The sequence below is a fragment of the Cupriavidus oxalaticus genome (assembly GCF_038900635.1).
Classification (GTDB): Bacteria; Pseudomonadota; Gammaproteobacteria; order Burkholderiales; family Burkholderiaceae; genus Cupriavidus; species Cupriavidus oxalaticus_B.
Window position 1 is genome coordinate 217,410 of record NZ_JAYMRX010000004.1, and the last position, 22,914, is coordinate 240,323.

19 protein-coding genes are annotated in these 22,914 nt (G+C 66.3%); 13 read left to right on the plus strand and 6 right to left on the minus strand.

From position 1 onward, the window contains the following. Window positions 1–17: 17 nt before the first annotated feature. The gene (locus tag VSR71_RS09525; protein WP_428979377.1) at window positions 18–1,490 is read right to left on the minus strand and encodes a PLP-dependent aminotransferase family protein; all 1,473 of its coding nucleotides are present in this window, start codon (window positions 1,488–1,490) and stop codon (window positions 18–20) included. Between the two features lie 89 nt (window positions 1,491–1,579). Between VSR71_RS09525 and cyoA the strand changes: the two genes are divergently transcribed. From cyoA to VSR71_RS09565, 8 genes are all read left to right on the plus strand, one after another. Then, window positions 1,580–2,590, plus strand: coding sequence for a ubiquinol oxidase subunit II (gene cyoA, locus VSR71_RS09530; protein ID WP_342913624.1), 1,011 nt, complete (start codon window positions 1,580–1,582; stop codon window positions 2,588–2,590). A gap of 1 nt (window position 2,591) precedes the next feature. After that, the gene (gene cyoB, locus VSR71_RS09535) at window positions 2,592–4,568 is read left to right on the plus strand and encodes a cytochrome o ubiquinol oxidase subunit I (RefSeq protein WP_342913625.1); all 1,977 of its coding nucleotides are present in this window, start codon (window positions 2,592–2,594) and stop codon (window positions 4,566–4,568) included. 3 nt (window positions 4,569–4,571) lie between these two features. Beyond that, the gene (cyoC, locus tag VSR71_RS09540; RefSeq protein WP_342913626.1) at window positions 4,572–5,216 is read left to right on the plus strand and encodes a cytochrome o ubiquinol oxidase subunit III; all 645 of its coding nucleotides are present in this window, start codon (window positions 4,572–4,574) and stop codon (window positions 5,214–5,216) included. Next, the gene (cyoD, locus tag VSR71_RS09545) at window positions 5,213–5,590 is read left to right on the plus strand and encodes a cytochrome o ubiquinol oxidase subunit IV (RefSeq protein WP_342913627.1); all 378 of its coding nucleotides are present in this window, start codon (window positions 5,213–5,215) and stop codon (window positions 5,588–5,590) included. Before cyoC ends, cyoD begins: the two co-directional genes overlap by 4 nt. Window positions 5,591–5,615: 25 nt before the next feature. Beyond that, window positions 5,616–7,337 (plus strand): nitrite/sulfite reductase, encoded by a 1,722-nt coding sequence (locus tag VSR71_RS09550; protein ID WP_342913628.1) that lies wholly within the window; start codon window positions 5,616–5,618, stop codon window positions 7,335–7,337. 29 nt (window positions 7,338–7,366) lie between these two features. Beyond that, window positions 7,367–7,612 (plus strand): hypothetical protein, encoded by a 246-nt coding sequence (locus tag VSR71_RS09555; protein ID WP_342913629.1) that lies wholly within the window; start codon window positions 7,367–7,369, stop codon window positions 7,610–7,612. A gap of 378 nt (window positions 7,613–7,990) precedes the next feature. Continuing rightward, complete coding sequence (locus VSR71_RS09560; protein WP_342913630.1) at window positions 7,991–9,850, plus strand: vWA domain-containing protein; 1,860 nt, start codon at window positions 7,991–7,993, stop codon at window positions 9,848–9,850. Next, on the plus strand, window positions 9,847–10,665 hold the full coding sequence (locus VSR71_RS09565) for a DUF5995 family protein (RefSeq protein ID WP_342913631.1): 819 nt from the start codon (window positions 9,847–9,849) through the stop codon (window positions 10,663–10,665). Before VSR71_RS09560 ends, VSR71_RS09565 begins: the two co-directional genes overlap by 4 nt. A gap of 200 nt (window positions 10,666–10,865) precedes the next feature. Here the strand turns inward: VSR71_RS09565 and VSR71_RS09570 are convergent, their stop codons facing one another. The 4 genes from VSR71_RS09570 to VSR71_RS09585 all read right to left on the minus strand — a co-directional run bounded on the left by VSR71_RS09570 (window position 10,866) and on the right by VSR71_RS09585 (window position 15,402). Then, window positions 10,866–11,672, minus strand: coding sequence for a fatty acid hydroxylase family protein (locus VSR71_RS09570; protein WP_342913632.1), 807 nt, complete (start codon window positions 11,670–11,672; stop codon window positions 10,866–10,868). A gap of 128 nt (window positions 11,673–11,800) precedes the next feature. Next, window positions 11,801–13,180 carry an MFS transporter gene (locus tag VSR71_RS09575; protein WP_342913633.1) on the minus strand — a complete coding sequence of 460 codons (1,380 nt, stop codon included), beginning with the start codon at window positions 13,178–13,180 and terminating at the stop codon, window positions 11,801–11,803. Window positions 13,181–13,337: 157 nt separating this feature from the next. Then, window positions 13,338–14,612 (minus strand): iron-containing alcohol dehydrogenase, encoded by a 1,275-nt coding sequence (locus VSR71_RS09580; protein ID WP_342913634.1) that lies wholly within the window; start codon window positions 14,610–14,612, stop codon window positions 13,338–13,340. Window positions 14,613–14,676: 64 nt separating this feature from the next. Then, entirely contained in the window at window positions 14,677–15,402 is a 726-nt protein-coding gene (locus tag VSR71_RS09585; RefSeq protein ID WP_342913635.1) for an alpha/beta hydrolase, read from the minus strand. A 139-nt stretch (window positions 15,403–15,541) separates the two neighbouring features. Here VSR71_RS09585 and VSR71_RS09590 point away from each other — a divergent pair, with 139 nt between their 5' ends. The 4 genes from VSR71_RS09590 to VSR71_RS09605 all read left to right on the plus strand — a co-directional run bounded on the left by VSR71_RS09590 (window position 15,542) and on the right by VSR71_RS09605 (window position 20,512). Continuing rightward, window positions 15,542–16,261 carry a GntR family transcriptional regulator gene (locus tag VSR71_RS09590; RefSeq protein WP_342913636.1) on the plus strand — a complete coding sequence of 240 codons (720 nt, stop codon included), beginning with the start codon at window positions 15,542–15,544 and terminating at the stop codon, window positions 16,259–16,261. A gap of 204 nt (window positions 16,262–16,465) precedes the next feature. Then, complete coding sequence (locus VSR71_RS09595) at window positions 16,466–17,452, plus strand: tripartite tricarboxylate transporter substrate binding protein (protein WP_342913637.1); 987 nt, start codon at window positions 16,466–16,468, stop codon at window positions 17,450–17,452. A 384-nt stretch (window positions 17,453–17,836) separates the two neighbouring features. Next, on the plus strand, window positions 17,837–19,603 hold the full coding sequence (locus VSR71_RS09600) for an ABC transporter ATP-binding protein/permease (protein ID WP_342913638.1): 1,767 nt from the start codon (window positions 17,837–17,839) through the stop codon (window positions 19,601–19,603). A gap of 153 nt (window positions 19,604–19,756) precedes the next feature. Next, a complete protein-coding gene (locus VSR71_RS09605; RefSeq protein WP_342913639.1) occupies window positions 19,757–20,512 on the plus strand; it encodes an IclR family transcriptional regulator in 756 nt (251 codons plus the stop codon). 55 nt (window positions 20,513–20,567) lie between these two features. On the opposite strand, the gene VSR71_RS09610 is transcribed toward VSR71_RS09605, so the two are convergent. Next, the gene (locus tag VSR71_RS09610; protein ID WP_342913640.1) at window positions 20,568–21,350 is read right to left on the minus strand and encodes an IclR family transcriptional regulator; all 783 of its coding nucleotides are present in this window, start codon (window positions 21,348–21,350) and stop codon (window positions 20,568–20,570) included. 240 nt (window positions 21,351–21,590) lie between these two features. Here VSR71_RS09610 and VSR71_RS09615 point away from each other — a divergent pair, with 240 nt between their 5' ends. Then, the gene (locus tag VSR71_RS09615; protein WP_428979381.1) at window positions 21,591–22,913 is read left to right on the plus strand and encodes an MmgE/PrpD family protein; all 1,323 of its coding nucleotides are present in this window, start codon (window positions 21,591–21,593) and stop codon (window positions 22,911–22,913) included. Window position 22,914 lies beyond the last annotated feature (1 nt).

Sequence of the window (22,914 nt, forward strand, 5' to 3'; positions counted from 1 at the left end):
GCGCGAGGCCGACCGCCTTACACCACCATCTCCACCCCCGACGCCGGCCGGCGCTCCAGCAATGCCGCCAGCTTCCTCAGCGCCAGCGACAGCTGCGCGTGACTGTCCACGCCGCCCAGCGAGATGCGGATGGCATTGGGCGCGCCGGGCCCGTCCCAGAACGCGTCGGAAGGCGTGACCCGCAGGTCTTCCGCCAGCGCGGCCCGGGTGAGCTGCTGCGCCGACCACTGCGCGGGCAGGCGATGCCATACGTGGATGGCGCTGGGTGGCAACTGCCCGATCCCGCTCAGCCATCGGCTTGCCAGCGCGCACCGCGCCAGCGCTTCGGTACGGATGCCGTCGAGCAGCTGCATGGCCGAGCCGTCATGGATCCATTGCGTGGCCAGTGCCGCGGTCATCGGCGCGGCCATCAGCGCGAAGGCGCGCAGCGATGCCAGCAGGTCGCCGCCACCCCTGCCCTCGGGCAACAGGACATAGGCGGTGCGCAAGCCCGGCGTGAGCGCCTTGGATAGCGTCGCGACGTAGTAGGTACGCTCGGGCGCAAAGGTGGCGAGCGGCGGCGGTGCCGATGGCGTCAGCAGCCAGTACGGGTCATCCTCCAGCAAGGCGATATCGCATCGATGCGCGGCCGCGGCGATCTCTGCCCGGCGCGAGGCCGGCATGGTGTGCGTGGTCGGATTCTGGGCCGTGGGGTTGAGGTAGGCCAGCGTGGCGCCTTCGGCGCGGGCCGCGGCGAGCGCGTCGGGCAGCATCCCGTCCGCGTCGCACGGCGCGATCAGCACGCGCCGGCCCAGTTGCGCCGCCGCGGCGCGGATGCCCGGGTAGGCCAGCGGCTCGGTGACGATCGCCTCGCCGGGCCGCGTGCGGCTCAGGATCACGGCGGCCAGCGCGGCCTGCGCGCCGGGGCACACCACCAGCCGCGCGGTATCGACCTGCCCGAACATCGGCGCAAGCCAGAGCGCGCCGGCCGACCGGTCCGAAGCACTGCCGCCGCCAAGCTGGTAGGTCATCAGCAGGTGCGGGTCGCTGCGCAGCAGGACCTGGTTCAGGCCACGCCGCAACAGGTCCGGGAAGTCCACGCCCGCCGGCGGCGGCGGCACGTTCATGCTCATGTCGACGACCCGCGCGAGTTCCGCGCGCGGCGCGGCGATGAAGGTGCCGAGCGCGCCCCTGGCTTCGATCAGCTGGCGCCGCCGGGCCTCGTTATAGGCGCGCGTCACCGTGGTCAGGTCGACGCCGAGGGATTTCGCCAGGCTGCGCTGCGGCGGCACGCGGTCGCCAGCCATCAGCCGGCCGTCGCCGATTGCCTGCTCGATGAAATCGACGATCTGCAGATATCGGGCCCCGCCGGATGCAGTGATCCGCAAATCCCATTGGCTGGCGATCCGGGCAGCGCTTTCGGCATCTTGTATGGATTCTGTTGCCAAAACTTCCTCGATGTATGGCCTTTGTCTTCGACTAGCATGCCAGACATTGTCGAGGGAATCCATACAAACCCGTCTCGCACGGGGCTGACGCAGCACTTGAATCGGAGCGCGTGGCCGGATGCCTTCGGTAATCCGTAACCAAGGTGTCCGACATGCTCAAACCTCCCGCCGGGCCGGCAAACAAAGATCGACAAGGCCCGCTGCCCCACCCTTCCCCCAGCCTCAGCCCATCGCCCGCCCTGCCGCCCCGCATCGGCGCGCTGCTGCTGGCCGCCGGCCTGAGCGCGCTGCTCAGCGGCTGCAACCTCGAACTGCTCAATCCCAAGGGCAGCGTCGGCGAGCAGGAGAAATCGCTGATCCTGATCGCGCTGTTCGTCATGCTGATGGTCGTCATCCCGGTGATCTTCCTGACGCTGTGGTTCGCCTGGCGCTACCGCGAAAGCAACACGCGCGCGACCTACGCGCCCAAGTGGTCGCACTCGACCAGGATCGAGATCGTCGTGTGGGGCATCCCGTGCGTGATCGTGGCGTGCCTGGCCGTGCTGATCTGGGATTCGACGCACAAGCTCGACCCCTATCGGCCGCTCGCGTCCGAGGTCAAGCCGCTGCAGGTCGATGTCATCGCGCTGAACTGGAAATGGCTGTTCATCTACCCCGAATACGGCGTCGCGTCGGTGAACCAGCTCGCCATCCCGGTCGGCACGCCGGTCAACTTCCGGCTGACCGCGGAATCGATGATGAATGCGTTCTTCATTCCGCAGCTTGGCAGCATGGTCTACACCATGGCGGGCATGCAGACCCGCCTGCACCTGATCGCGGACACGCCGGGCGTCTATCTCGGCCAGTCCGCGGCCTACAGCGGCGCGGGCTTCTCGGACATGCATTTCAAGACCCTGGCGACCTCGCGCGAGGACTTCGACGCGTGGATCGGCAAGGCCCGGGCCTCGGCCCGGGCGCTTGACGCGAACACCTACAGCGCGCTGGAGCAGCCCAGCACCAAGGATGCCGTCACGCTCTATGCATCGGTGACGCCGAAGCTGTTCGACCAGGTGGTCGACAAGTACATGCTGGCCAACGGCGCGATCTGCCGCGCGAACACCCCCGAATCACTGCAGGCCTTCCAACGCGTCCCGTCGGCGCTCCCCGGCCGCATGGAGCAATGACATGCTAGGAAAACTCAACCTCGAGGCCATCCCCTACCACGAGCCGATCATCATGGTGACGCTGGCCGTGGTGCTGGTGCTGGGCGCGACGCTGCTCGGCGCGATCACGAAATTCGGCAAGTGGAAGTACCTGTGGACCGAATGGATCTGCTCGGTCGACCACAAGAAGGTCGGCGTGATGTACATCATCCTGGCGCTGGTCATGCTGCTGCGCGGCTTCGCCGACGCGATCATGATGCGCACGCAGCAGGCCGTCGCCTACGGCGACGCCGCCGGCTACCTGCCGCCGCACCACTATGACCAGATCTTCACCGCCCACGGCGTGATCATGATCTTCTACGTGGCCACGCCGCTGGTGGTGGGGCTGATGAACGTGATCGTGCCGCTGCAGATCGGCGCGCGCGACGTGGCCTTCCCGTTCGTCAACTCGCTGAGCTTCTGGCTGTCGGCCATGGGCGCGGTGCTGGTGATGCTGTCGATGTTCGTCGGCGACTTCGCCGCGACCGGCTGGGTGGCCTACCCGCCGTTGTCCGAACTCGGCTACAGCCCGACCGTAGGCGTGGACTACTACATCTGGTCATTGCAGATATCGGGGCTCGGCACCACGCTGACCGGCATCAACTTCATCGTCACCATCCTGCGCATGCGCGCACCGGGCCTGACCCTGATGAAGATGCCGGTGTTCACCTGGACCGCGCTGATCACCAACATCCTGATCGTCGCCATCTTCCCGGTGCTGACCGCCACGCTGGCCCTGCTCACCGCCGACCGCTACCTCGGCATGCACTTCTTCACCAACGAGCTGGGCGGCAACGCCATGATGTACGTGAACCTGATCTGGATCTGGGGGCACCCCGAGGTCTATGTGCTGATCCTGCCCGCGTTCGGCGCGTTCTCGGAAATCATCGCCACGTTCTCGCGCAAGCCGCTGTTCGGCTACAAGTCGATGGTCTATGCCACCTCGTCGATCGGCGTGCTGTCGTTCTTCGTCTGGCTGCACCACTTCTTCACCATGGGCTCGGGCGCCAACGTCAACGCCTTCTTCGGCATCATGACGTCGATCATCTCGATCCCCACCGGCGTGAAGCTGTTCAACTGGCTGTTCACCATGTACCGGGGCCGGATCCGCTTCCATACCTCGACCATGTGGACCATCGGCTTCATGGTGACGTTCGCGGTCGGCGGCATGACCGGCGTGCTGCTGGCGGTGCCGGGCGCCGACTTCGTGCTGCACAACAGCCTGTTCCTGGTGGCCCACTTCCATAACGTGATCATCGGCGGCGTGCTGTTCGGCTGCCTGGCGGCGATCAGCTTCTGGTTTCCCAAGGTGTTCGGCTTCAAGCTGAACGAGTTCTGGGGCAAGGTCTCGTTCTGGTGCTGGCTGTCCGGCTTCTTCCTCGCCTTCATGCCGCTCTATGTGCTGGGCTTCAAGGGCATGACGCGCCGGATGAACCACTACGCCAACGTCGACTGGCATCCCTACCTGGTGGTGGCGATGATCGGCGCCTTCGTCATCGGCGCCGGCATCCTGGCCATGATCGTGCAGCTGGCCGTCAGCATCCGCGACCGCAAGCAGAACCAGGACCTGACCGGCGACCCGTGGGACGGCCGCAGCCTGGAATGGTCGACCGCATCGCCGGCGCCGTTCTACAACTTCGCGAAGGTGCCGCACATCACTTCGCTGGAACAGCACTGGGACGACAAGGAAGCCGGACGCGCATGGCGCCAGCCGGCCCACTACGAGGACATCCACATGCCACGCCCCACCGCGGCCGGCTTCCTCGTGTCCGTGTTCGGGCTGGTGTCCTGCTTCGCGCTGGTCTGGCACATGTGGCTGGTGGCCATCGCCGGACTGGTCGGTGCAATCGCGACCTTCGTGCTGCGCAGCTACGACCGCAACGTGGACTACTACGTCCCGGCCGCCGAAGTCGAGCGCATCGAGCGCGCCCGCTACGCCCAACTGCAGCAAGCTGCCTGAGCCATGAACCCGACGCTATCCCCTACCCTGCACCACCCGGGCCCGGACGCCGCACATGCGGCGGCACATGCCGCCGATCACGGCCATCACGATGCCGGCGCCCATACCACGCTGGGCTTCTGGCTCTACCTGATGAGCGACTGCCTGATCTTCGCGGTGCTGTTCGCCACCTTTGGCGTGCTGTCCGGCAACACGGCAGGCGGGCCCGGCGGCCAGCAACTGTTCGAGCTGCCGTTCGTGTTCGCCGAAACCATGGTGCTGCTGCTCAGCAGCTACACCTTCGGCCTGGCCATGCTGCGGCAGGACGCGAATGCCGCGCCGCGCATGATCCGCTGGCTCGCGGCCACCTTCGTGCTGGGCGCGCTGTTCGTCGCCATGGAGGTCTACGAGTTCGCCCACCTGCTGCACCAGGGCGCCGGCCCCGGCGTGAGCGCCTACCTGTCCGCCTTCTTCACGCTGGTCGGCACGCACGGCCTGCACGTCACCGCTGGCCTGTTCTGGCTGGCCGTGATGATCCACCAGATCCGGCGCTTCGGCCTCGACGACATCGTGCGCCGCCGGCTGGCGTGCCTGAGCCTGTTCTGGCACTTCCTGGATCTGGTCTGGATCTGCGTCTTTACCTTCGTCTACCTGCGGGAGTTCGCATGAAGCCGTCGCATCTGCATTCCGTCCATCCGGACGAGCACGCCATCCACGGCAGCGTGCGCAGCTACACCATCGGCCTGCTGCTGTCGGTGGCGCTTACCGTGGCATCGTTTGCCACGGTGATGACCGGCGCGCTGCGCAGCCACGCCGCGATCGCGCTGGTGGTCGGCCTGTGCGTCGCGCAGCTGCTGGTGCAGCTGGTGTACTTCCTGCACCTCGGCACCGGTCGCGGCCAGCGCGGCAATACCGCCATCTTTGCCTGCACCGGCTTCCTGATCGTCATCGTCGTCGCCGGCTCGTTGTGGGTGATGCACAACGCCGACATCAACATGATGCCGACCGACATGTCGATCGAACGGGCACGGGCAAAAGACTAGCGCCGCACGCGAGGAGACCTTCACCATGTATGTCTATGACGAGATCGACCAGAGGCTGGTCGACGAAAGGGTCGTGCAGTTCACCGACCAGACCCGCCGCTTCCTGGAGGGCGAGCTCGACGAGGAAGAATTCCGCGTGCTGCGGCTGCAGAACGGCCTGTATATCCAGCGCCACGCCCCCATGCTGCGCGTGGCCATCCCCTACGGCATGCTGGCGTCGAGGCAGCTGCGCAAGCTGGCGGAAATCGCGCGCCGCTGGGACCGTGGCTACGGGCACTTCAGCACGCGGCAGAACCTGCAGTTCAACTGGCCGCGCCTGGAAGACGCGCCCGCCATCCTCGCGGAACTCGCCACCGTGCAGATGCACGCCATCCAGACCAGCGGCAACTGCATCCGCAACACCACCACCGACCACTTCGCCGGCATCGCGCCCGACGAGCTGGTGAACCCGCTGGTGTGGTGCGAGATCGTGCGGCAATGGTCGATGCTGCACCCCGAGTTCGCCTACCTGCCGCGCAAGTTCAAGATCGCGATCAGCGGCGCTACCACCGACCGGGCGGCGGTCGGCGTCCACGACATCGGGCTGCAGGCGGTCGAGCAAGACGGCCAGGTCGGCTTTCGTGTATGGGTCGGCGGCGGCATGGGGCGCACGCCCATGGTTGGCAAGCTGATCAATCCGTTCGTGGCCTGGCAGGACCTGTTGACCTACCTGCAGGCTACGCTGCGCGTCTACAACCTGCACGGCAGGCGCGACAACAAGTACAAGGCGCGCATCAAGATCCTGGTGAAGGACCTCACCCCGGAGGTTTTCCGCGAGCAGGTTGCGGAGCAGTGGCAGCGCATCCGGGGAGGCCCGGATACCGTCACCGAGGACTTTGTCGCGGCGGTGGCGGCGCGCTTCACGGTGCCCCCATACGACCCCGCCGCGGAACACGATGCCGACGAGAGCGGCGAGTTGGCCCGGACCGACCGCGCGTTCGGGCTCTGGCTGCGCAGCAACGTTCATTCGCACCGCGTTCCGGGCTACGCCGCGGTGACCGCATCGCTCAAGGCAACCGGCCAGGCGCCCGGCGACATTACCGCCGACCAGATGGAGCTGATGGCCGGACTCGCCGAGCGCCATGGCTTCGGCGAGCTGCGGGTCTCGCATGAACAGAACCTGATCCTGGCCGACGTGCGGCGCAGCGGCCTGCCCGCGCTGTGGCGCGCGCTGGATGCGGCCGGCCTCGCCACGCCCAATGTCGGCAGGATCACCAATATCATCGCCTGCCCCGGCGGCGACTTCTGCTCGCTCGCCAATGCGGTGTCGATACCGCTGGCCCAGGCGATCCAGGAACGGTTCGAAGACCTCGACCACGTCCACGACATCGGCGAGCTCGACCTGAACATCTCGGGCTGCATCAATTCCTGCGGCCACCACCATGTCGGCCACATCGGCATCCTCGGCGTCGACAAGGCCGGCGAAGCCTGGTACCAGGTCACCATCGGGGGGCGGCAGAACGGCGCAGACAGCCATGGCGGCCATGGCGGCCACGCCGGCGGCGGCGCGGCGATCGGCCGCATCATCGGCCCGTCGTTCGCGCAGGAGCAGGTGCCGGACGTGGTCGAGCGGCTGATCGGCACCTACCTCGCGCACCGCGACAGCGAAGCCGAACGCTTCGTCGACGTGGTCGCGCGGATCGGGCTCGAACCGTTCCAGGCGGCCGTGTACCCGGACGGCAGCAGGCGCGGCACGGCGGTGCACTAGCGCTCATGGATCCACGTTGAGGAGGACCGATGCTTGCCCGATTCCAGCCGTGTACCTGCGCCAGCCCCGACGACCTGTGGTCCGCAATCGCCGGCCTCTCCGCCGAGCAACTGCATACGATCATCGATATCGCCAATGCCTCGCCTGAACCGACGACGGACCTGGATGCCTTCAGGCGCCGCATTCTTGGCGTGTTCGGCAATGTCGCAGGCTTCGCACCGGCGCCGCCGCCGGAGTCGGTCCTGCGCCAGCTGTGGGAACGATATCGAGCCTGAAGGAAAACCGCGCAGCACGACGATGCGCGGTTTGCTGCGCCTGGACAAACCATATTGCTCACGGCATCCCGAGCGTCAGGCGACTCCCTTTGCCCGAACCCTGGAACGCAGGTCGCTCGCCAGCGGCCACACCAGCACGAAGATCGCCAGTCCCATGTGATCGCGCCGCCGAACAAGGCTCCATGGCGAGCTTGTCCAAACGTCCACGCAAATTCGCTGCAAATGAGATCTGCACCATCTTCACTTGCACCAGGGGGATAGACAAAAAAGCAACAGCCGGTCTCTCGGTCACTGCCCGACGCACTATAACTAACTGGGGTTCGAACGCATGCCCCTGTCCGTCGCGCACGCGCTATTCGTCCGAACAGGAGCACTGGCATGGCCAAGCAACTCGCTATCCTGATCGATGCCTCGGGCTCGATGTTTCACAGCGCCGGCAACGGCTCATCCAAGGACAAGATCGTCGAAGCCTCGGAATCGGTGCAGTACATCATCGATGAAATCGAGAACAAGACCTTTTCGTCCGGCGAGACCTGGGCGGTTTCGTTCTGGTACTTCGCCACGCAGACCAAGGGACTGATCGGCCAGGGAAACTTTCCGGTGGGAGACACCACGGTCTGGAAGAACGTGGTCAGCGCCATCGAAGACCAGCCTTCGGTGCAGGGCGCGGTCGGCAGCATGACGGACATCTTCCATGCGGTGCGGACCGTCGCCGACTTTATGGTCGCCAATCCTCCACCGCTGTTCCCCGCGGTGTACAAGAAGAAGATCGTGCTGTTCACCGACGGCAACCAGACGATCCAGCATGACAGCCGGCTGAGCAAGGGCGGCTATGAATTCGAGCAGGGCATCGACTTTGCCGTGCTGCTGGCAGGCAACGGCATCGCGCTCAATGCGCAGGGAATCGGCTCGGATCTGCTCAACGCGACGCTGACGGACCTGGTCGCTGAAGCCGAGCCCTTCGGCAGCACCGTCAAGACAATCAGCACCACGCCGTCGTATGCGGCGGACACCTCGGCAGCGCTGATGACGAACTCGATGAAGGTCGTCAACAACAACGGCATCCTGCCGTTGCGGCCGCTGGCATGGCCGGCCTCCAGGCTGCTGTGGGAGCAGTTCAGCCTGCCGGGCCTGACGGCCGAAGGCAGCGACGAAAGGTCACGGCACCGCATCAACGAGGCGCTGTTCGAAGTCGATGTCGACGACATCTCGCAGGAACTGCTGCTGGGACTGACCTGGCACCACCCCGGCAGCCCTTCGCTGGAAGCCACCTCGCCGTCGGGCACGTCGTACCGCCACGGGATCAACGGTGCCTTCGAGATCGGCGTGGGATGGATGACCGCGCTGCACGTCCCGTCGCCCGAAGTCGGTACCTGGCGTGTGCGCGTTGCCGGCGATCCGCAGTTCCGGCCGCTGCGCATGAACCTGATGGCGCGCTCGGTCAGCCCGTCGTTCGATATCCTGCTGCGCGTCGATCCCTTCCGGATCGATCCGCAGGACACCAGCGTCGTCACCGCGACGCCGATGTTCGATGGCAAGCCCGCCGCCGGCAAGTTCGAAGCCGTCCTGAGCGACTTCACCGGCCGCACCTGGCCGATGCATCCGCAGCAGGATGGCACACTCGTTGCCAAGGCGGATTTTCCGCAGCCTGGCATCGCGCCGCTGCGCGTCGAACTGAAGGGGCTGCTGGAGGGCAGGCACAAGGTCGCGCGCATGGAGTTCACCTCGGTCCAGGTCGGACGCCCGCGCGACCCGCGCCTCACGGTCGAGCCCGCCCGCTTCTGGCCGGGCCGCCGCTACAGGGTAGCGGTAGCGATCCACGATGCGGCCTTCACCGCCGCAACCCAGATCGCTTTCGGCGCGGGTATCGAAGTCGTGCGCTTCACGGTGCTGAGCCCGCTCGAAGGCGTCGCGGAAATCGCGGTCGCCGGCGACGCCTTCCCCGGTGCGCGCGAGGTGCTGACTTTCCAGCCCGATGCCGAAACCCTCGGCGGCATCGTGGTGGAAAAGCTGCCGGGAAGCGGCCACCGCTTGCTGGCAGGCTTCGTCAGGGCGCTGCGCTTCGATGCGCGCGGACGGCTGCTTGCCGCGCTGCTGGACGAGCAGCGCGAGGTTCCCGTGAAGCGCCACGACGAGCGCCTGAGGCGCCTGCTCGAGAAGGCGCGCGACGACAACCTGCCGGTCACGATTGCGCTCGACGAGCATGGCGGGATCGAACACGTCACGATAGGCGAATGAGCGCCCTGCTCGATCCGGTGCCGCCGCCTGACGGCGCAGCGGTCCTCGCACGCTTCGATGCGATCCTTGCCTGGTCGCGCCAGCATGCAAGCCGGCTCGGCTATTTTGCCGCCCTCTACCGCGGCGTCACGCTGCGCGCCCGCAGTGCCCTCGCGGCCGGCGCCTTCGAGCAACCCCAGGCCGCCGAGCGACTGGTGGTGCTGTTCGCCGGCCGGTACTTCGAAGCGCTGGCGGCACACCTCGGCGCAGCGCCAGTGACCCGTGCATGGCAGATTGCCTTCGATGCCGCAGGGCGCTGGCGGCCTACGGTATCGCAGCATCTCCTGCTCGGCATCAATGCGCATATCAACCTGGACCTGGGGATCGCCGCGGCCCGCACGCTGGACGAGTACCCGCTGCCACGGGCGGATTTCGATCGCGTGAATGATCTCTTGTTGCTGATGGTCGATGAGGTACAGGACCGGCTTGCCGCCGTCTGGCCGCTGCTCCGGCTGGCCGACAGGATGGCCGGCCGCCTGGACGAAACGCTGATCGGCGCGGCGCTCGTGCAGACGCGGTCCGCGGCATGGGAGTTCGGCCAGGCGTTGCGCGCCAGCGGCGGCGGCGAACGAGGACTGATCGAACGGCAGGACCGCCACGTGGCGGCAATGGGACAACACATTGCCGCACCCGCGATGCCGCTGGCGTTCGCGCTGGCAGGCGTGCGGATGGGCGAGTTGCGCGGCGTCGCCGGCATCATTGACTTGCTGGACCAGGAGGTAGCCCGCGCCGGCCCTGTGGTCGAAGCCAAGGTCGTGGGCCCGACAGTTGTTTGAATGCAGCCGGTACGGATCGGCGCAGGCAAGCGCCCTTGGCGCTTGCCCAGATTGCTGACAACGCCAAAATGCCAGACTGTTCGCTCCCCTCTCCCATAAATGGGAGAGGGGAGACAACCCTCGCAGACCCAGGCTTTGTCAGCAACCAGAGGCAAGCACCTTTGACGCTTTCCCTTCTTGCAACGGCATGCACGCGCCGGCTAGGCGGCCATCGCCCGCCGTTCCTCTTCATCGAGCACGGGCCCATCCAGCGTCACGCGCGAATGGTCGGTGCGGAATTTCCGGATGATCGGCTTCAGCTCTTCCTTGACGTGCGCTTCGCTGTATCCGTTGAACAGGTGCCCGACCAGGCCGCGGCGCAGGTCGGAAGTGCCCATGATGTAGTCGGCGATCGGGAACGTGAGGTTCATGTTGTACTTCATCATGATGCCCATGTTGTGATGCGCGGTGTGGTGGCGCCGGATCGTGTTGATGAAGGGCATGTTGCGCACGAACCAGTTGTCGTGCACATGGCAGCAATAGTGGAAGGTCTCATAGATCAGGTACTGCGCCACCATCGTGATGAAGACAAAATGGCCGGCGTTGGCATTGAAGATCAGCGATGCCAGGTAGCCCAGCCCGCCGCCGCCCACGCCAAGCGTTGCCAGCACGCGCCACGGGAAGAACACGATGCGGAATTCGCGCGTGGTGTCGATCGTGGGCTCCTGGTCGGTGAAGTACTGGTGGTGCTGGCGCGTGTGGCGCTCGTAGATGGCGCGCAGCGCGAAGACGTTGATCCGGCGGTGCATGACATAGCTGTGCATGAACCATTCCACGAAGTTGCCGGCCAGGAATACCGGCAGGATCAGCGCCCACTCCCAGGTCACGTTGTGCAGCCGCTGGATCGCCCACCAGAGCGCGCCGATACCCACGCCGTAGATCACCGCGATATGCAGCAACCCGTTGTAGAGCGGGCTGATATCGGCCTTGTATTCCTCCCTGAACTTGCGTTGACGTTCCGTCATCATGATTGCATCTCCGGAAAAACGCGCCGCACTAACATATTAGTTGGATATAAAAATGCGGCGACCCAAAAAATGCCCCTGGTGGCCAGGGGCGCCAATGCAGGCGCGGCTGGACGCCGCGCGGCGAACCGTTATTGCGACACTTCTTCCAGCGCCTTGCCGCGGGTTTCGACGCCCAGCAGCAGGACCACCGCCGCAGCCACGGCAAAGGACAAGGCGCCAAGCGTGAAGACACCGCCCTGCCCTGCCACCGGCAGCAGCACACCAACCAGGTAAGGCCCGGCCAGCGAGCCGACGCGGCCGATCGACGAAGCAAAGCCGGAGCCGGTCGCGCGGGAGCGCGTGGGATACAGCTCCGGCGTATAGGCATAGAGCACGGACCACATGCCGAACAGGAAGAACTGCATGCACAGGCCGGCGGCAATCAACTGCTCCACCGGCACCTTGTGCACGGCGGCCTGGCCATAGGCATAAGCGGCCACGGCGCTGCCGATCAGCATGAGCGCGCAGGTCGGCTTGCGGCCCCACTTTTCCAGCAGCCATGCCGAGAAGATGAACCCGGGAATGCCGGCCAGCGAGATATAGACCGTGTAGAGCACGGACTTGGTCACGGCATAGCCGGCCTGCTGCAGCAGCGCGCCGAGCCAGGTGGTCAGCCCGTAGTAGCCCAGCAGCGCAAAGAACCAGACCGACCACAGCATGATGGTGCGGCGCGCATAGGGGCCGCTCCACAGTTCCATGAAGCGCGCCTTGCGGCTCGGCGCCTGCGTGCCGCCAAACGCGGCGGAAACCGCCGGCAGCGGACGGCCCCAGGCGCGTTCCACACGCTGTTCGATGCCGGCCATCACCGTATCGGCCTCTGACTTGCGGCCGACATCCTCCAGCCAGCGCGGCGACTCCGGCACCATGCGGCGCACCACGAAGACGAACACGGCCGGCACCGCCAGCGCGATAAAGATGCCGCGCCAGCCGATGAGCGGCAACAGCAGGTAGGTCAGCGCGCCGGCCGCGATAAAGCCGATCGGCCAGAAGCCTTCCAGGATCGCGACATACTTGCCGCGGCTCTTCGCGGGCACGATCTCCGACACCATCGACAGCCCGATGGGAAACTCCATGCCCATGCCGAACCCGAGCAGCACGCGATAAATCATCAGCGACGTCACGCTGTCCGCCAGCCCGCACATAAGACTGCCTACGCCCCAGAAGATCATGCTGATCTGGAACACCGGCTTGCGGCCGAAACGGTCTGCCAGCAGGCCGGCGATGGCCGCGCCCAGGAACATGCCCAGGAAGCTGGAACTGGCCAGCAGGCCGGCCTGCGCTGCGCTCAGGCCGAACTCCGCCTTGATCGAGCCCAGCACGAATGTCATCAGGCCAAGGTCCATCGAATCGAAAAACCACGCCGTGGCGATGATGCCGAACAGCGAGCGCTGGTAGCCGGTCATCGGCAATCGTTCCAGCCGCGCCGCAATACCGGCCTCCAGCTTGAGGGCGCCTGCAGACATATCCATGGTTGTCTCCTGTGTAGATGTGACGCGCTCTGTGGTGGCGCTCCGTAATATATTAGTTGCACATCGCTGATGTTCAAGTAATGGTTTACCGCCAGACCAGCCGGGCACTGGCGGCAAAGGAGCCGGGAAAGCGTGGGAAAAGCGCCTTGTCAGCGCGCTAGGCCACCTGGCGCTGCAGCGCCAGGGCATGTGCATCAGCGGACAGCGTGCCCGCCCAGGCATTGCGGACAATGGCGGCGTATCGCGCGGGCACATCCGGCACGGGGAAGGCCTTGGCCAGCCGGGTGACACATAGTGCATCGCGCACCAGCGTATCGACATCGCCCTGCCCGATGCCGCAAGCCTGGAGCGTGGTCGGGAGGCTGACCGCTCCCACCAGGTCGCGCACCGCGCCAGGCACGCGTGCCACCGCGCTATCGGGATCGCCTTCGGCGATGCCGAGCAGGCGGGCAATGGCCAGCAACTCCTCGCGGCGCACGTCGACGAGCGCGTCGAGCACATATGGCAGCATCACGGCATTGGTGGTGCCATGCGACAGGTGCGAAACACCCGCGACAGCATAGGCAATGCCATGCACGGCGTTGAGTCCCGCGCTTCCGTATGACAGCGCCGCATAGACGCTGGCGTAGCTCATGCCGATGCGCGCTTCGCTGTCGCCGCCGTCCTGGCAGCTGCGCAACAGATATCGGGCGCACAAGCGGATCGATTCGTGCGCGAACAGCATCGTCAGCGCGTTGCGGCCGCTGTAGCCCGGGTCCGGTTCGCCGCCGCGGTCAAAGCGGGCGGAATCGAGCGTCAGGTAAGACTCGATCGCATGGGTCAGCGCATCGATGCCGGCATCCGCGGTGACCCGCGGCGGACAGGTGTAGGTGAATTCGGGGTCGACCAGGGCCACGGCGGGGCGCAGCCGGTTGTCCATGACCGCAACCTTGGTCGCGTTGTCCGGATCGACCAGGATCGCGCCAGGCGTCGCTTCAGAGCCCGTGCCGGCCGTGGTGGGCATGGCGACCAGCGGCAGGATCGGTGTGGCGGCATCGATGCTGCCAAGGAAGGCGCGCACCGGCTTGCCGCCGGGCAGGGTCAGGCAGAGCGCCTTGGCCAGGTCGATATTGCTGCCGCCGCCCAGCGCGATCACATGGTCGACCTGCAGGCCACCAAGCCGTTCGCGGACTGCCACCGTGGCCGCGTCGCAAAGCGTGGTGGTGGGGTCGGGCATGCCTCCCTCATAGACCAGCAGCTCCACGTCATGCGCGCGGGCGCCCGCGACTAGTTCTTCGACCCACGGCGTGGCGCCGGTGAAGAACGTGTCAGTCACCAGCAGGCCGCGCCGATAGCCGAGCCGGCGCAGCAGCGCGGGCAGCTGGGCACGGCATCCGGCGCCCATGACCAGACGCGCCGGCGCGCAGAAATATACGAGGTCTTCCACTCTCATGCTGTCTCCTGTGGGGTGATATCGTCGTTTCCGGGATGGCGGGGGATGGCGGGGGATGGCGCGGCTATGCCAGCTGCGCATGCCAGCGCTCTCGCAGGTGGCGGGCGATATCCGGCGTGCGTTGCGTCAGCACGCTATGCCCCGCGCCCTGGAGAACGATCAGTTCGGCATCGGCGATGCCGTCGGCCAGCATCGCGCCGTGCGCGAGGGGACAATCGTCGTCGTCGCTGCCGTGGATGACGAGCGTGCGGCAACGCACCTGGCCAAGCTCGGCACGCTGATCTGTGTGGCGAATCGATTCCCAGGTCCAGGCCACCGTGCGATGGTCCGCTGCTTCGGGCAGCCCCAGCCGCCGCTCGCGCATGGCAATGGCTTCCAGCAACGCCTTGGGTGTCGAAGGCTGGAACCATTGCACCGCCTTCAGCTGCGGCGTTCCGGAAACCAGCAGCAGTTCTGCAGGCAGCGGCAGGCGCGGCATCTTGCTGGCAGCGGCAAGATAGGCCAGCGCCACGGAAACGCCCATGCTCCATCCGGCCAGCACGAAGGGTCCGCGAACATGGGCGTCAAGCGTGCGGCGCAGCGCTTGCGCGTAGGCATCGAGCGAGCACGCCTGCGCGCCGGCCGGCGGCCTCGCCTTCCCGCGCCCAGGCAGGTTAGGCAGGACAAAGGTGCACCGGTCGGCCAGTTGCCCCGCCAACGGGATCCACGCGCCGCGCGTGCCCTGGATGCCATGCACGGCAACCACCGTCACCGGACCTTGCCCAACGACCAATACGTCATCGTCCGCCACGCCGCCTCCTCACACACATCTAATATATTAGTAGGATAGTAGCAGAAAGCCGGGCATGCGCAAGGGTCGCATCCGCTGTGTACAAAAGATGCGTACGGCTCATATACAATGGGCTTTCCGTGTTTCCAGACACTTGGCCATGACCGCAAAAACCGCTACCCGCGCTCGCGCTCGCGCCGCGGCTGTACCAGAACCTGAAGAGGCCGCCAGCCAGCGCGGCAAGCTGACCGACCGGGCCTACGAGCAGATCGAGGAAGCCATCGTGACGCTGCAACTGGCGCCTGGCAGCTCGGTATCGGAACTGCAACTGAGCGAAATGACCGGCATCGGGCGCACGCCCATTCGCGAAGCGATCCAGAGGCTGGCGCGGGAACACCTGATCATGGTGCTGCCGCAGCGCGGCCTGCTGATCGCGCCGATCGACGTCGGCAAGCAGTTGCGCCTGCTTGAGACACGCCGCGAGGTGGAACGCCTGATCTGCCGCAGCGCCGCCCGGCGCGCCACGCCCGAGCAGCGCGATCATTTCAAGCGGCTTGCCAAGGAGTTCGAACAGTCGTCACGCAACGGCGACGAGGTCGCGTTCGTACGTGCCGATCGCGAATTCAACGAGCTTTGCCTGGTGGCGGCGCGCAATGAATTCGCCGACGGCGCCATGCGGCTGATGCACGGCCTGTCGCGCCGCTTCTGGTACCTGCACTACAAGGAAGCAGCGGACCTGCCCATGATGTCGAAGCTGCACGCCGCTGTGGCATCGGCGATTGCGCGCGGCGAGGTTGACGGCGCCGGCGATGCGCTCGATGCGCTGCTGGACAACATCGAAGAGTTCACACGGGCCACGGTCCTGGGCGACTATCGCTAGTCGGCAAGACGAACCCTTCTGATCGGACCGGCCATTTTCGCACCGTGCCCCGACCGCTTATCGCACACTGACTTCACGGAAAGCGTTCCCTGCAGCCTCATGGCAGGTACCTGCCTCCCCTGCTCCGGCATAATCGATCGGCGGATTCACCGCTGGAACCTGCCGCAAGGGCGGGAAGAAAAATTGCCAACGCAGGAGACGTAGTTGAGCATTTCGAATCGCGCGGCGCGCAGCGCACGTCTGGTGACGCTCGCCATCACCAGTGCCGTGATCGGCCATGCCGCATTTGCGGCCGACGCCTGGCCGACCCGGCCGATCAAAGTCATCGTTCCCTATACCCCCGGCGGGTCCACCGACACGGTATCCCGGGTCGTGCTCGAGAAGGTTTCGCAGAATCTCGGCCAGCCCATCATCATCGAGAACAAGCCTGGCGCGAACAGTACGCTCGGCGTTGGCGTTGCCGCGCGTTCGGCGCCGGACGGCTATACCTTTGTCTCGGTGCTCGCGGCCTACAGCGCCAACATGTCGCTGTATTCCAAGCTGAGCTACAAGCCTTCGGACCTCGTGCCGGTGGCGGAGATGGCGGAGCTGCCGTTGTTCCTGTTCGCGAGCAAGAAGGTGCCCGCGAAGACCGTTGCCGAACTGGTCGACTATGGCAAGAAGCATCCCGATACGCTGACATTCGGCTCAAGCGGCGTGGGAAGCTCGGCGCACCTGACGGGCGAGCGATTTGCCATGGAGTCCAGGGTCAAGATGACCCATGTGCCGTACAACGGCAGCGCACCGATCCTGCCGGCGCTTGTATCCGGCGAGGTATCGGTGGCATTCGATCCGCTGCTGGTGCCGATGCCGCACGTGAAGTCGGGCAAGATCAATGTGCTGGCCGTGGCCTCGGCCAAGCGCTGGCCTGGCGAGCCGAATATCCCGACCATGGAAGAGTCGGGCTTTCCTGGCTTCGTGATGAGTTCCTGGACCGGCCTGCTGGCACCTGCCGGCACGCCTGCGCCCGTGGTTGACCGCATGGCCAGGGAAATCGCCGCGGCAACGCGCAGCCCCGAAGTGGCAAAGAAGCTGACCGAGCTGGGCTTCGTGCCAGTAGGCGGTTCCTCCGAGGAATTCCGCAAGGTGATCGAGCGCGACATTGCCCGCTATGGCCAGATCGTGAAGGCGGGAAAGATTACCCTCGACTGAGACTGGCGCTGCGGCCGCGACAGGCGGGCACGCCCCGCCTCAAGGCCGCAGCCGCACCTGCAAATCGCTCCGAGGGCCCCCAACCTTGGCCGACTGGTGGAACGCGCCGGCCCTGGTCATTGAAGCAGAAACTGCAGGTACGCCTTGCAGGGTTCGCTTGTAGCGGCTCGGTCACCCCGTTGCGACGAGCGGGTTCGACGTTGCCGCCAACTCCGCACACCGCGCGCCGGCGCGAAAAAAACGGGCGCCGAGTGGATGAATTCTGGCCAGGCGTGGATTTTGCTGGCCTATATTTCATTCCAGAGATTTCTCCTGCTGGTCCGCTTCGTGGCAGCACGACGAATGTGCGTGGCGGCGGGGAATCCGTCTGCGCTGGAGAGTCAGATGAGCGTCGTGCCCGAGCCAAGGATTGCCGGCACCACTTCGGCCCGCAAGAAACGTCCGGGCGTCCCCACGCGCCACGTGTGGACCCGTTACTGGGCCATTGCCCGCCCCTACTGGTTTTCGCGTGAGCGATGGAAGGCGTCCGGCCTGCTGCTCCTGCTGATCTTGCTGCTGCTTGGCCAGACGCAGGCCGAAGTCTGGATCAACGAACAGACCGGCGAATTCACTTCGGCCCTGGCGGCGCAAGATGCCGACCGCTTCTGGGGCTCGATCCAGAAATGCCTCTACATCCTGCTCGGCGCCGTTCCCATCTATTCCTCCTACTACTTCCTGCGCAACAAGCTGGGCCTGCTGTGGCGACGATGGCTCACCCGTCACTACCTTGACGGGTACTTCAAGGACCGGACTTACTACAAGCTCAACGCCAACGCGGCGATCGACAATCCGGACCAGCGCATCACCGAAGACATCAACACCTTTACCAAGCAATCGCTGTATTTCCTGTCGATCGGCATCGGCGCGCTGCTGCAGCTGATCGCCTTCAGCGCCGTGCTGTGGTCGATCTCCCAGATGCTGGTCTACTTCCTGGTGGTCTACGCCATCGCCGGGAGCTTCGTCTCGATGTACTTCTTCGGGCGCGTGCTGATCGGCTTGAACTTCTTCCAGCTCAAGCGCGAGGCGGACTTCCGCTTCAGCCTGATCCGCGTGCGCGAGAACGCCGAATCGATCGCCTTCTACCGCGGCGAGGCGCTGGAATCGTCGCATGTCACCGGCCGCTTCGAGCAGGCCTTCCGCAACTTCGACAAGCTCATCAAGTGGCAGCTGAGCCTGAACACGTTCCAGTACGGCTACGGCTTCCTGACCATCCTGCTGCCCAGCGCCATCGTCGCCTCGCATGTGCTGTCCGGTGAAATGGAGGTCGGGCGCGCAATCCAGGCCGCGGGGGCGTTCGCCGCGGTGCTGAATGCGCTGACGGTAATCGTCGACAACTTCGAAGAGCTGGCCCGCTTTGTCGCCGGGCTGGACCGGCTGGATACCTTCGCCAGCACACTGGCCGACACGCCGGCCAAAGCGGGCAAGCCAGCCGAGCCGGCGCCGACGATCGAGGCGGTGCAGGACTCGCGCCTGTCGCTGCTGCACGTGACGCTGCGCACGCCGAACCTGGAACGCACACTGGTGCGCGACCTGACAGTGTCGGCCGATCCCGGCGAAGGGCTGCTGATCGTCGGCGCCAGCGGCGGCGGCAAGAGCTCGCTGATGCGCGCCATTGCCGGCCTGTGGACCAGTGGCAGCGGCTGCATCATGCGCCCGCGGCCGCAGGACATGCTGTTCCTGCCGCAGCACCCGTACATGGTGGTCGGCAGCCTGCGCGGCCAGCTGCTCTACCCCAACCATATCGGGCAGCACATCGCCGACGACGAGCTGATCCGGCTGCTGGAGCTGGTGAACCTTGGCAGCATCGTCGACCGCTTCGGTGGCCTCGACACCGAAGTGGACTGGGGCAAGGTGCTGTCGCTGGGCGAGCAGCAGCGGCTGACGATCGGGCGCGTCCTGCTGTCGCGGCCACGCTATGTGATGCTCGACGAGGCCACCAGCGCGCTCGATATCGCCAACGAGGAAGGCATGTACCGGTTGCTGGCCGGCATGGACGCAACGCTGGTCAGCGTCAGCCACCGTCCGTCGCTGCTCAAGTACCACCACCACGTGCTGGAACTCGATGGCGCCGGCGGCTGGAAAGTGAATCCAAGCCGGGGCTACCGCTTCTGACGGCCGGCGTGGGGCGTGTTCGCGTTCCGGCAACCGCCGGCTCGCGAATCGGCATTTGAGCCGCACGGCGGCTGCCCCTACCATCAGACCCGGTGGTATGGAAAACGCAGCGCACGCCTGCGAGCTTCGATGACAAATCCCGCGCCCGTCACAATGACCCTGGAACGCGGCCTGCACGTGCTGCGGGCTTTCCGTTCCAAACGCACGCCGCTGACCAACAGCGACCTGGTCCGGCGCACGGGCCTGCCCAAGGCCACCGTCTCGCGCCTGACCACGACGCTGGTCGCGCTGGGCTTCCTGCGCCGCGTCGCCGGCAGCACGCAGTTCGAGCTGGCGTCGGCGTCGCTCGGCATCGGCGATACCTACCTCGAAACCAACCCCGTCACCGCGCGCGCGCATCCCTTCATGCAAGAGCTGGCGGACCGCCTCAATGTGTCGGTATCGCTGTCGGTGCCCAACCAGTTCGATATGCTCTATATCGCGCACCGCACCAGCGCGCGCATCGCGACGCTGCGCCTGGGCGTCGGCTCGCTGCTGCCGATGGGCTGGACCGCAACCGGCCGTGCCTGGCTATGGGGCCTGCCGGCCGATGCGCGCGCCAGCTACCTCGACGCGCTCAGGCAAGCCGCGGGCCCGCGCGCCGACGAACTCGACCGTGGCATCGCCACGGCGTTCCGCGAACTGGAAAGCGTGGGGGTGTGCTCGTCCCTCGGCAAATACCAGCGCAACGCCTATGGCATCGCGCTGCCGGTGACGCTTGGCCGTTCCGCCACGCGGATGTCGCTGAGCTGCGGCGCAGTGGAGCTGGCTCCCGACATGGCCGCGATCACGCAACGGGTGGCCCCGGCGCTGAAGGAAGCGGCAGCCGGCCTGGCCGGCCTGCTGCGGGATGTCGATACGCAGGTCTAGGCCGGGCGTTCCTGCACTTTCACCCCGCACTTTCCTCCTGCATTGCCGCACGGCCTCAGTGCCGCACGCCGAGCCGCTCTTCGAGCGCATGCGCGGTCGCTGCCAGCCGCGGCCCGAGTTCGCGCTCCAGCCGCGCGCGATGCATGCATGCGCCGCGGCCCACGCAGGCCAGCACCGCCGACGGATGCCCTGGCACGCTCACCGGCACCGCCACCGCGGCCAGCTCGCGCCCGCTCATCGACATGCAGAAGCCGAACTGCTGCAGCTGCGACATGCCTTCGGCCATCTGCCGGCGCAGCGACGGCCAGTCGCGTCCGCTGCGGCGTTCGACGTTGCTCTGCAGGTAGAAGCGTTCGCGCTCCGGCAAGGCGCCGAGCAGCGCCCACCCCATCGCGGTCGAGGCCATCGGCACGCGGATGCCGGCGGCAAGATGCAGGTCGGGCTGCACGTTGCGGCCCGCGTGCGATTCGCTGACGATGACATCGAGGCGATCGCGCGTGCCCAGGACCACATGGGTCGCACTGGCGTCTGCGAACTTCTGCATCTCGATGCGCGCGGCACGCTGCAGGGGATCCCCGGCCACGGCGGCATAGCCGAGCGTCAGCGCCGACGCGGCCAGCCGGTACTTGCGTCGCGTCTCGTCGTAGCGCAGGTAGCCGAGCACGGCCAGCGAATGCAGCATCCGCGACACCGTCGGTGCCGGGATGCCGGTCTCGATCGCCACCTCCTGGTTGCCCATCCACGGCTGCGCCGTGCTGAAGGCGGACAGCACCGCCAGCCCGCGGGCCAGCGGCACCACTCTCACGTCGCCCTTGTCGACATACTTTCTCGTTTGCATCGTGGCTGTCTCCCCTTTTTTACAAAGGTCATGTCCACCAGGCATCCGCGGCGCCCGGGCGTCCCGGCCGCCTGGTGGCCGGGACGCCGCGCAGGCAGCCGTGCGCGTCAGTACGACTTCGGCAGCCCCAGCACCTTGTTGGAGATGTAGTTGCAGACCATCTCCTGCGAGACTGGTGGTTGTCGTATAGCGTGGCGGCGCGCAGCGCCACCGCTTCGGCGGCGGACAGCCTCATCCAGCATTCGGCCCGCGCACGCCGGCGTGAGCCGCCTGATGCGCGACCAGCTGGCGCTGCAGATCGGCACCTCGCAGATGCCGTGGTCGCGCCAGGTGCTGGCCTTCGCCAGCGCGCAGCAGCGCCCCGGCCGCAGCAGCGTGGCGGCCAGCACCGCGACCATGAGCGCCGCCGATGCCGCCTTTGTGAACGGTGCCTACGGCCATGGCTTCGAGTACGACGATGCGCACGGCGCCAGCGCCAGCCATCCGGGCAGCTGCGTGATCCCGGCAGCGCTGGCGCTCGGCGAAGAACTTGGCGCCAGCCTCGAGGACGTCATCACCGCGATCGTGGCCGGCTATGAGGTCTATACCCGCATCGGCGTGCTGGCCGCACCGGACCTGCTCAAGCGCGGCTATCACCCGCACGCGGTGCTGTCCAGCTTCGGCGCCGCCGCGGTGGTGGCCAAGCTGCGCAAGTTCGATGACGAGACCACGCTGCACGCGCTGTCGATCGCGCTGAGCCATGCCGCCGGCACCACCGAGTACACCTCGACCGGCGGCTCGGTCAAGCGCGTGCATGCCGGCATCGGCACGCGCAACGGCATGGTGTCCGCCGACATGGCGCAGGCCGGCATCACCGGGCCGCGCGCCTTCCTGAGCGGCAACAAGGGGTTCTTCCGCACGTTCCTGCAACGCGGGCCAGGCGAAGATGCCGAGGCGCGCTTCCGGCTGGGCCAGCCGCTCGAGATCGCCACGGTCTGGCTCAAGGCGTACTGCGCCTGCTATTGCACCCATGCGTATATCGACGCGCTGCGCCCGTTCGCCGCGCGCCGCGGGCAGATCGCCAGCATCCAGGCGCGCATCCACCCGGCCTTCAACGTCGTGGTCGGCACTGCCAATGCCAATGCCTACGAGCCGAAGAACATCGAGCATGTCCAGTTCAGCCTGCCGACGCAGATGGCCTTTGCCGTGCTCGGCATGGGCAACGGCTACAAGGTGCATCGCGACTACCTCGACGGCAAGCTCGACATGGGCCCGGTGCTGGAGGTCGCGCGCGGCATCGCCATCGCCGAGGCGCCGGAGCTGGAGGCGCGCTATCCCGGCAAGTTCGTCGCCGACGTGACCGTGGCCTTCCGCGATGGCAGCACCGAACACGTGTTCGTGGAAGACCCGATCGGTTCGCTCGCCAATCCCATGCCGGAAGCCGCGCAGGACGCGAAGTCCATGGAGCTGACGGCCGACGTGCTGGGCGCGGACCAGGCACGGACGCTGCTGGCCACGCTCAGGCAGATGGACCCGCGCACCAGGGCCGCGGACCTGATGGCGCTCACGCACCGGCTTCAATGAT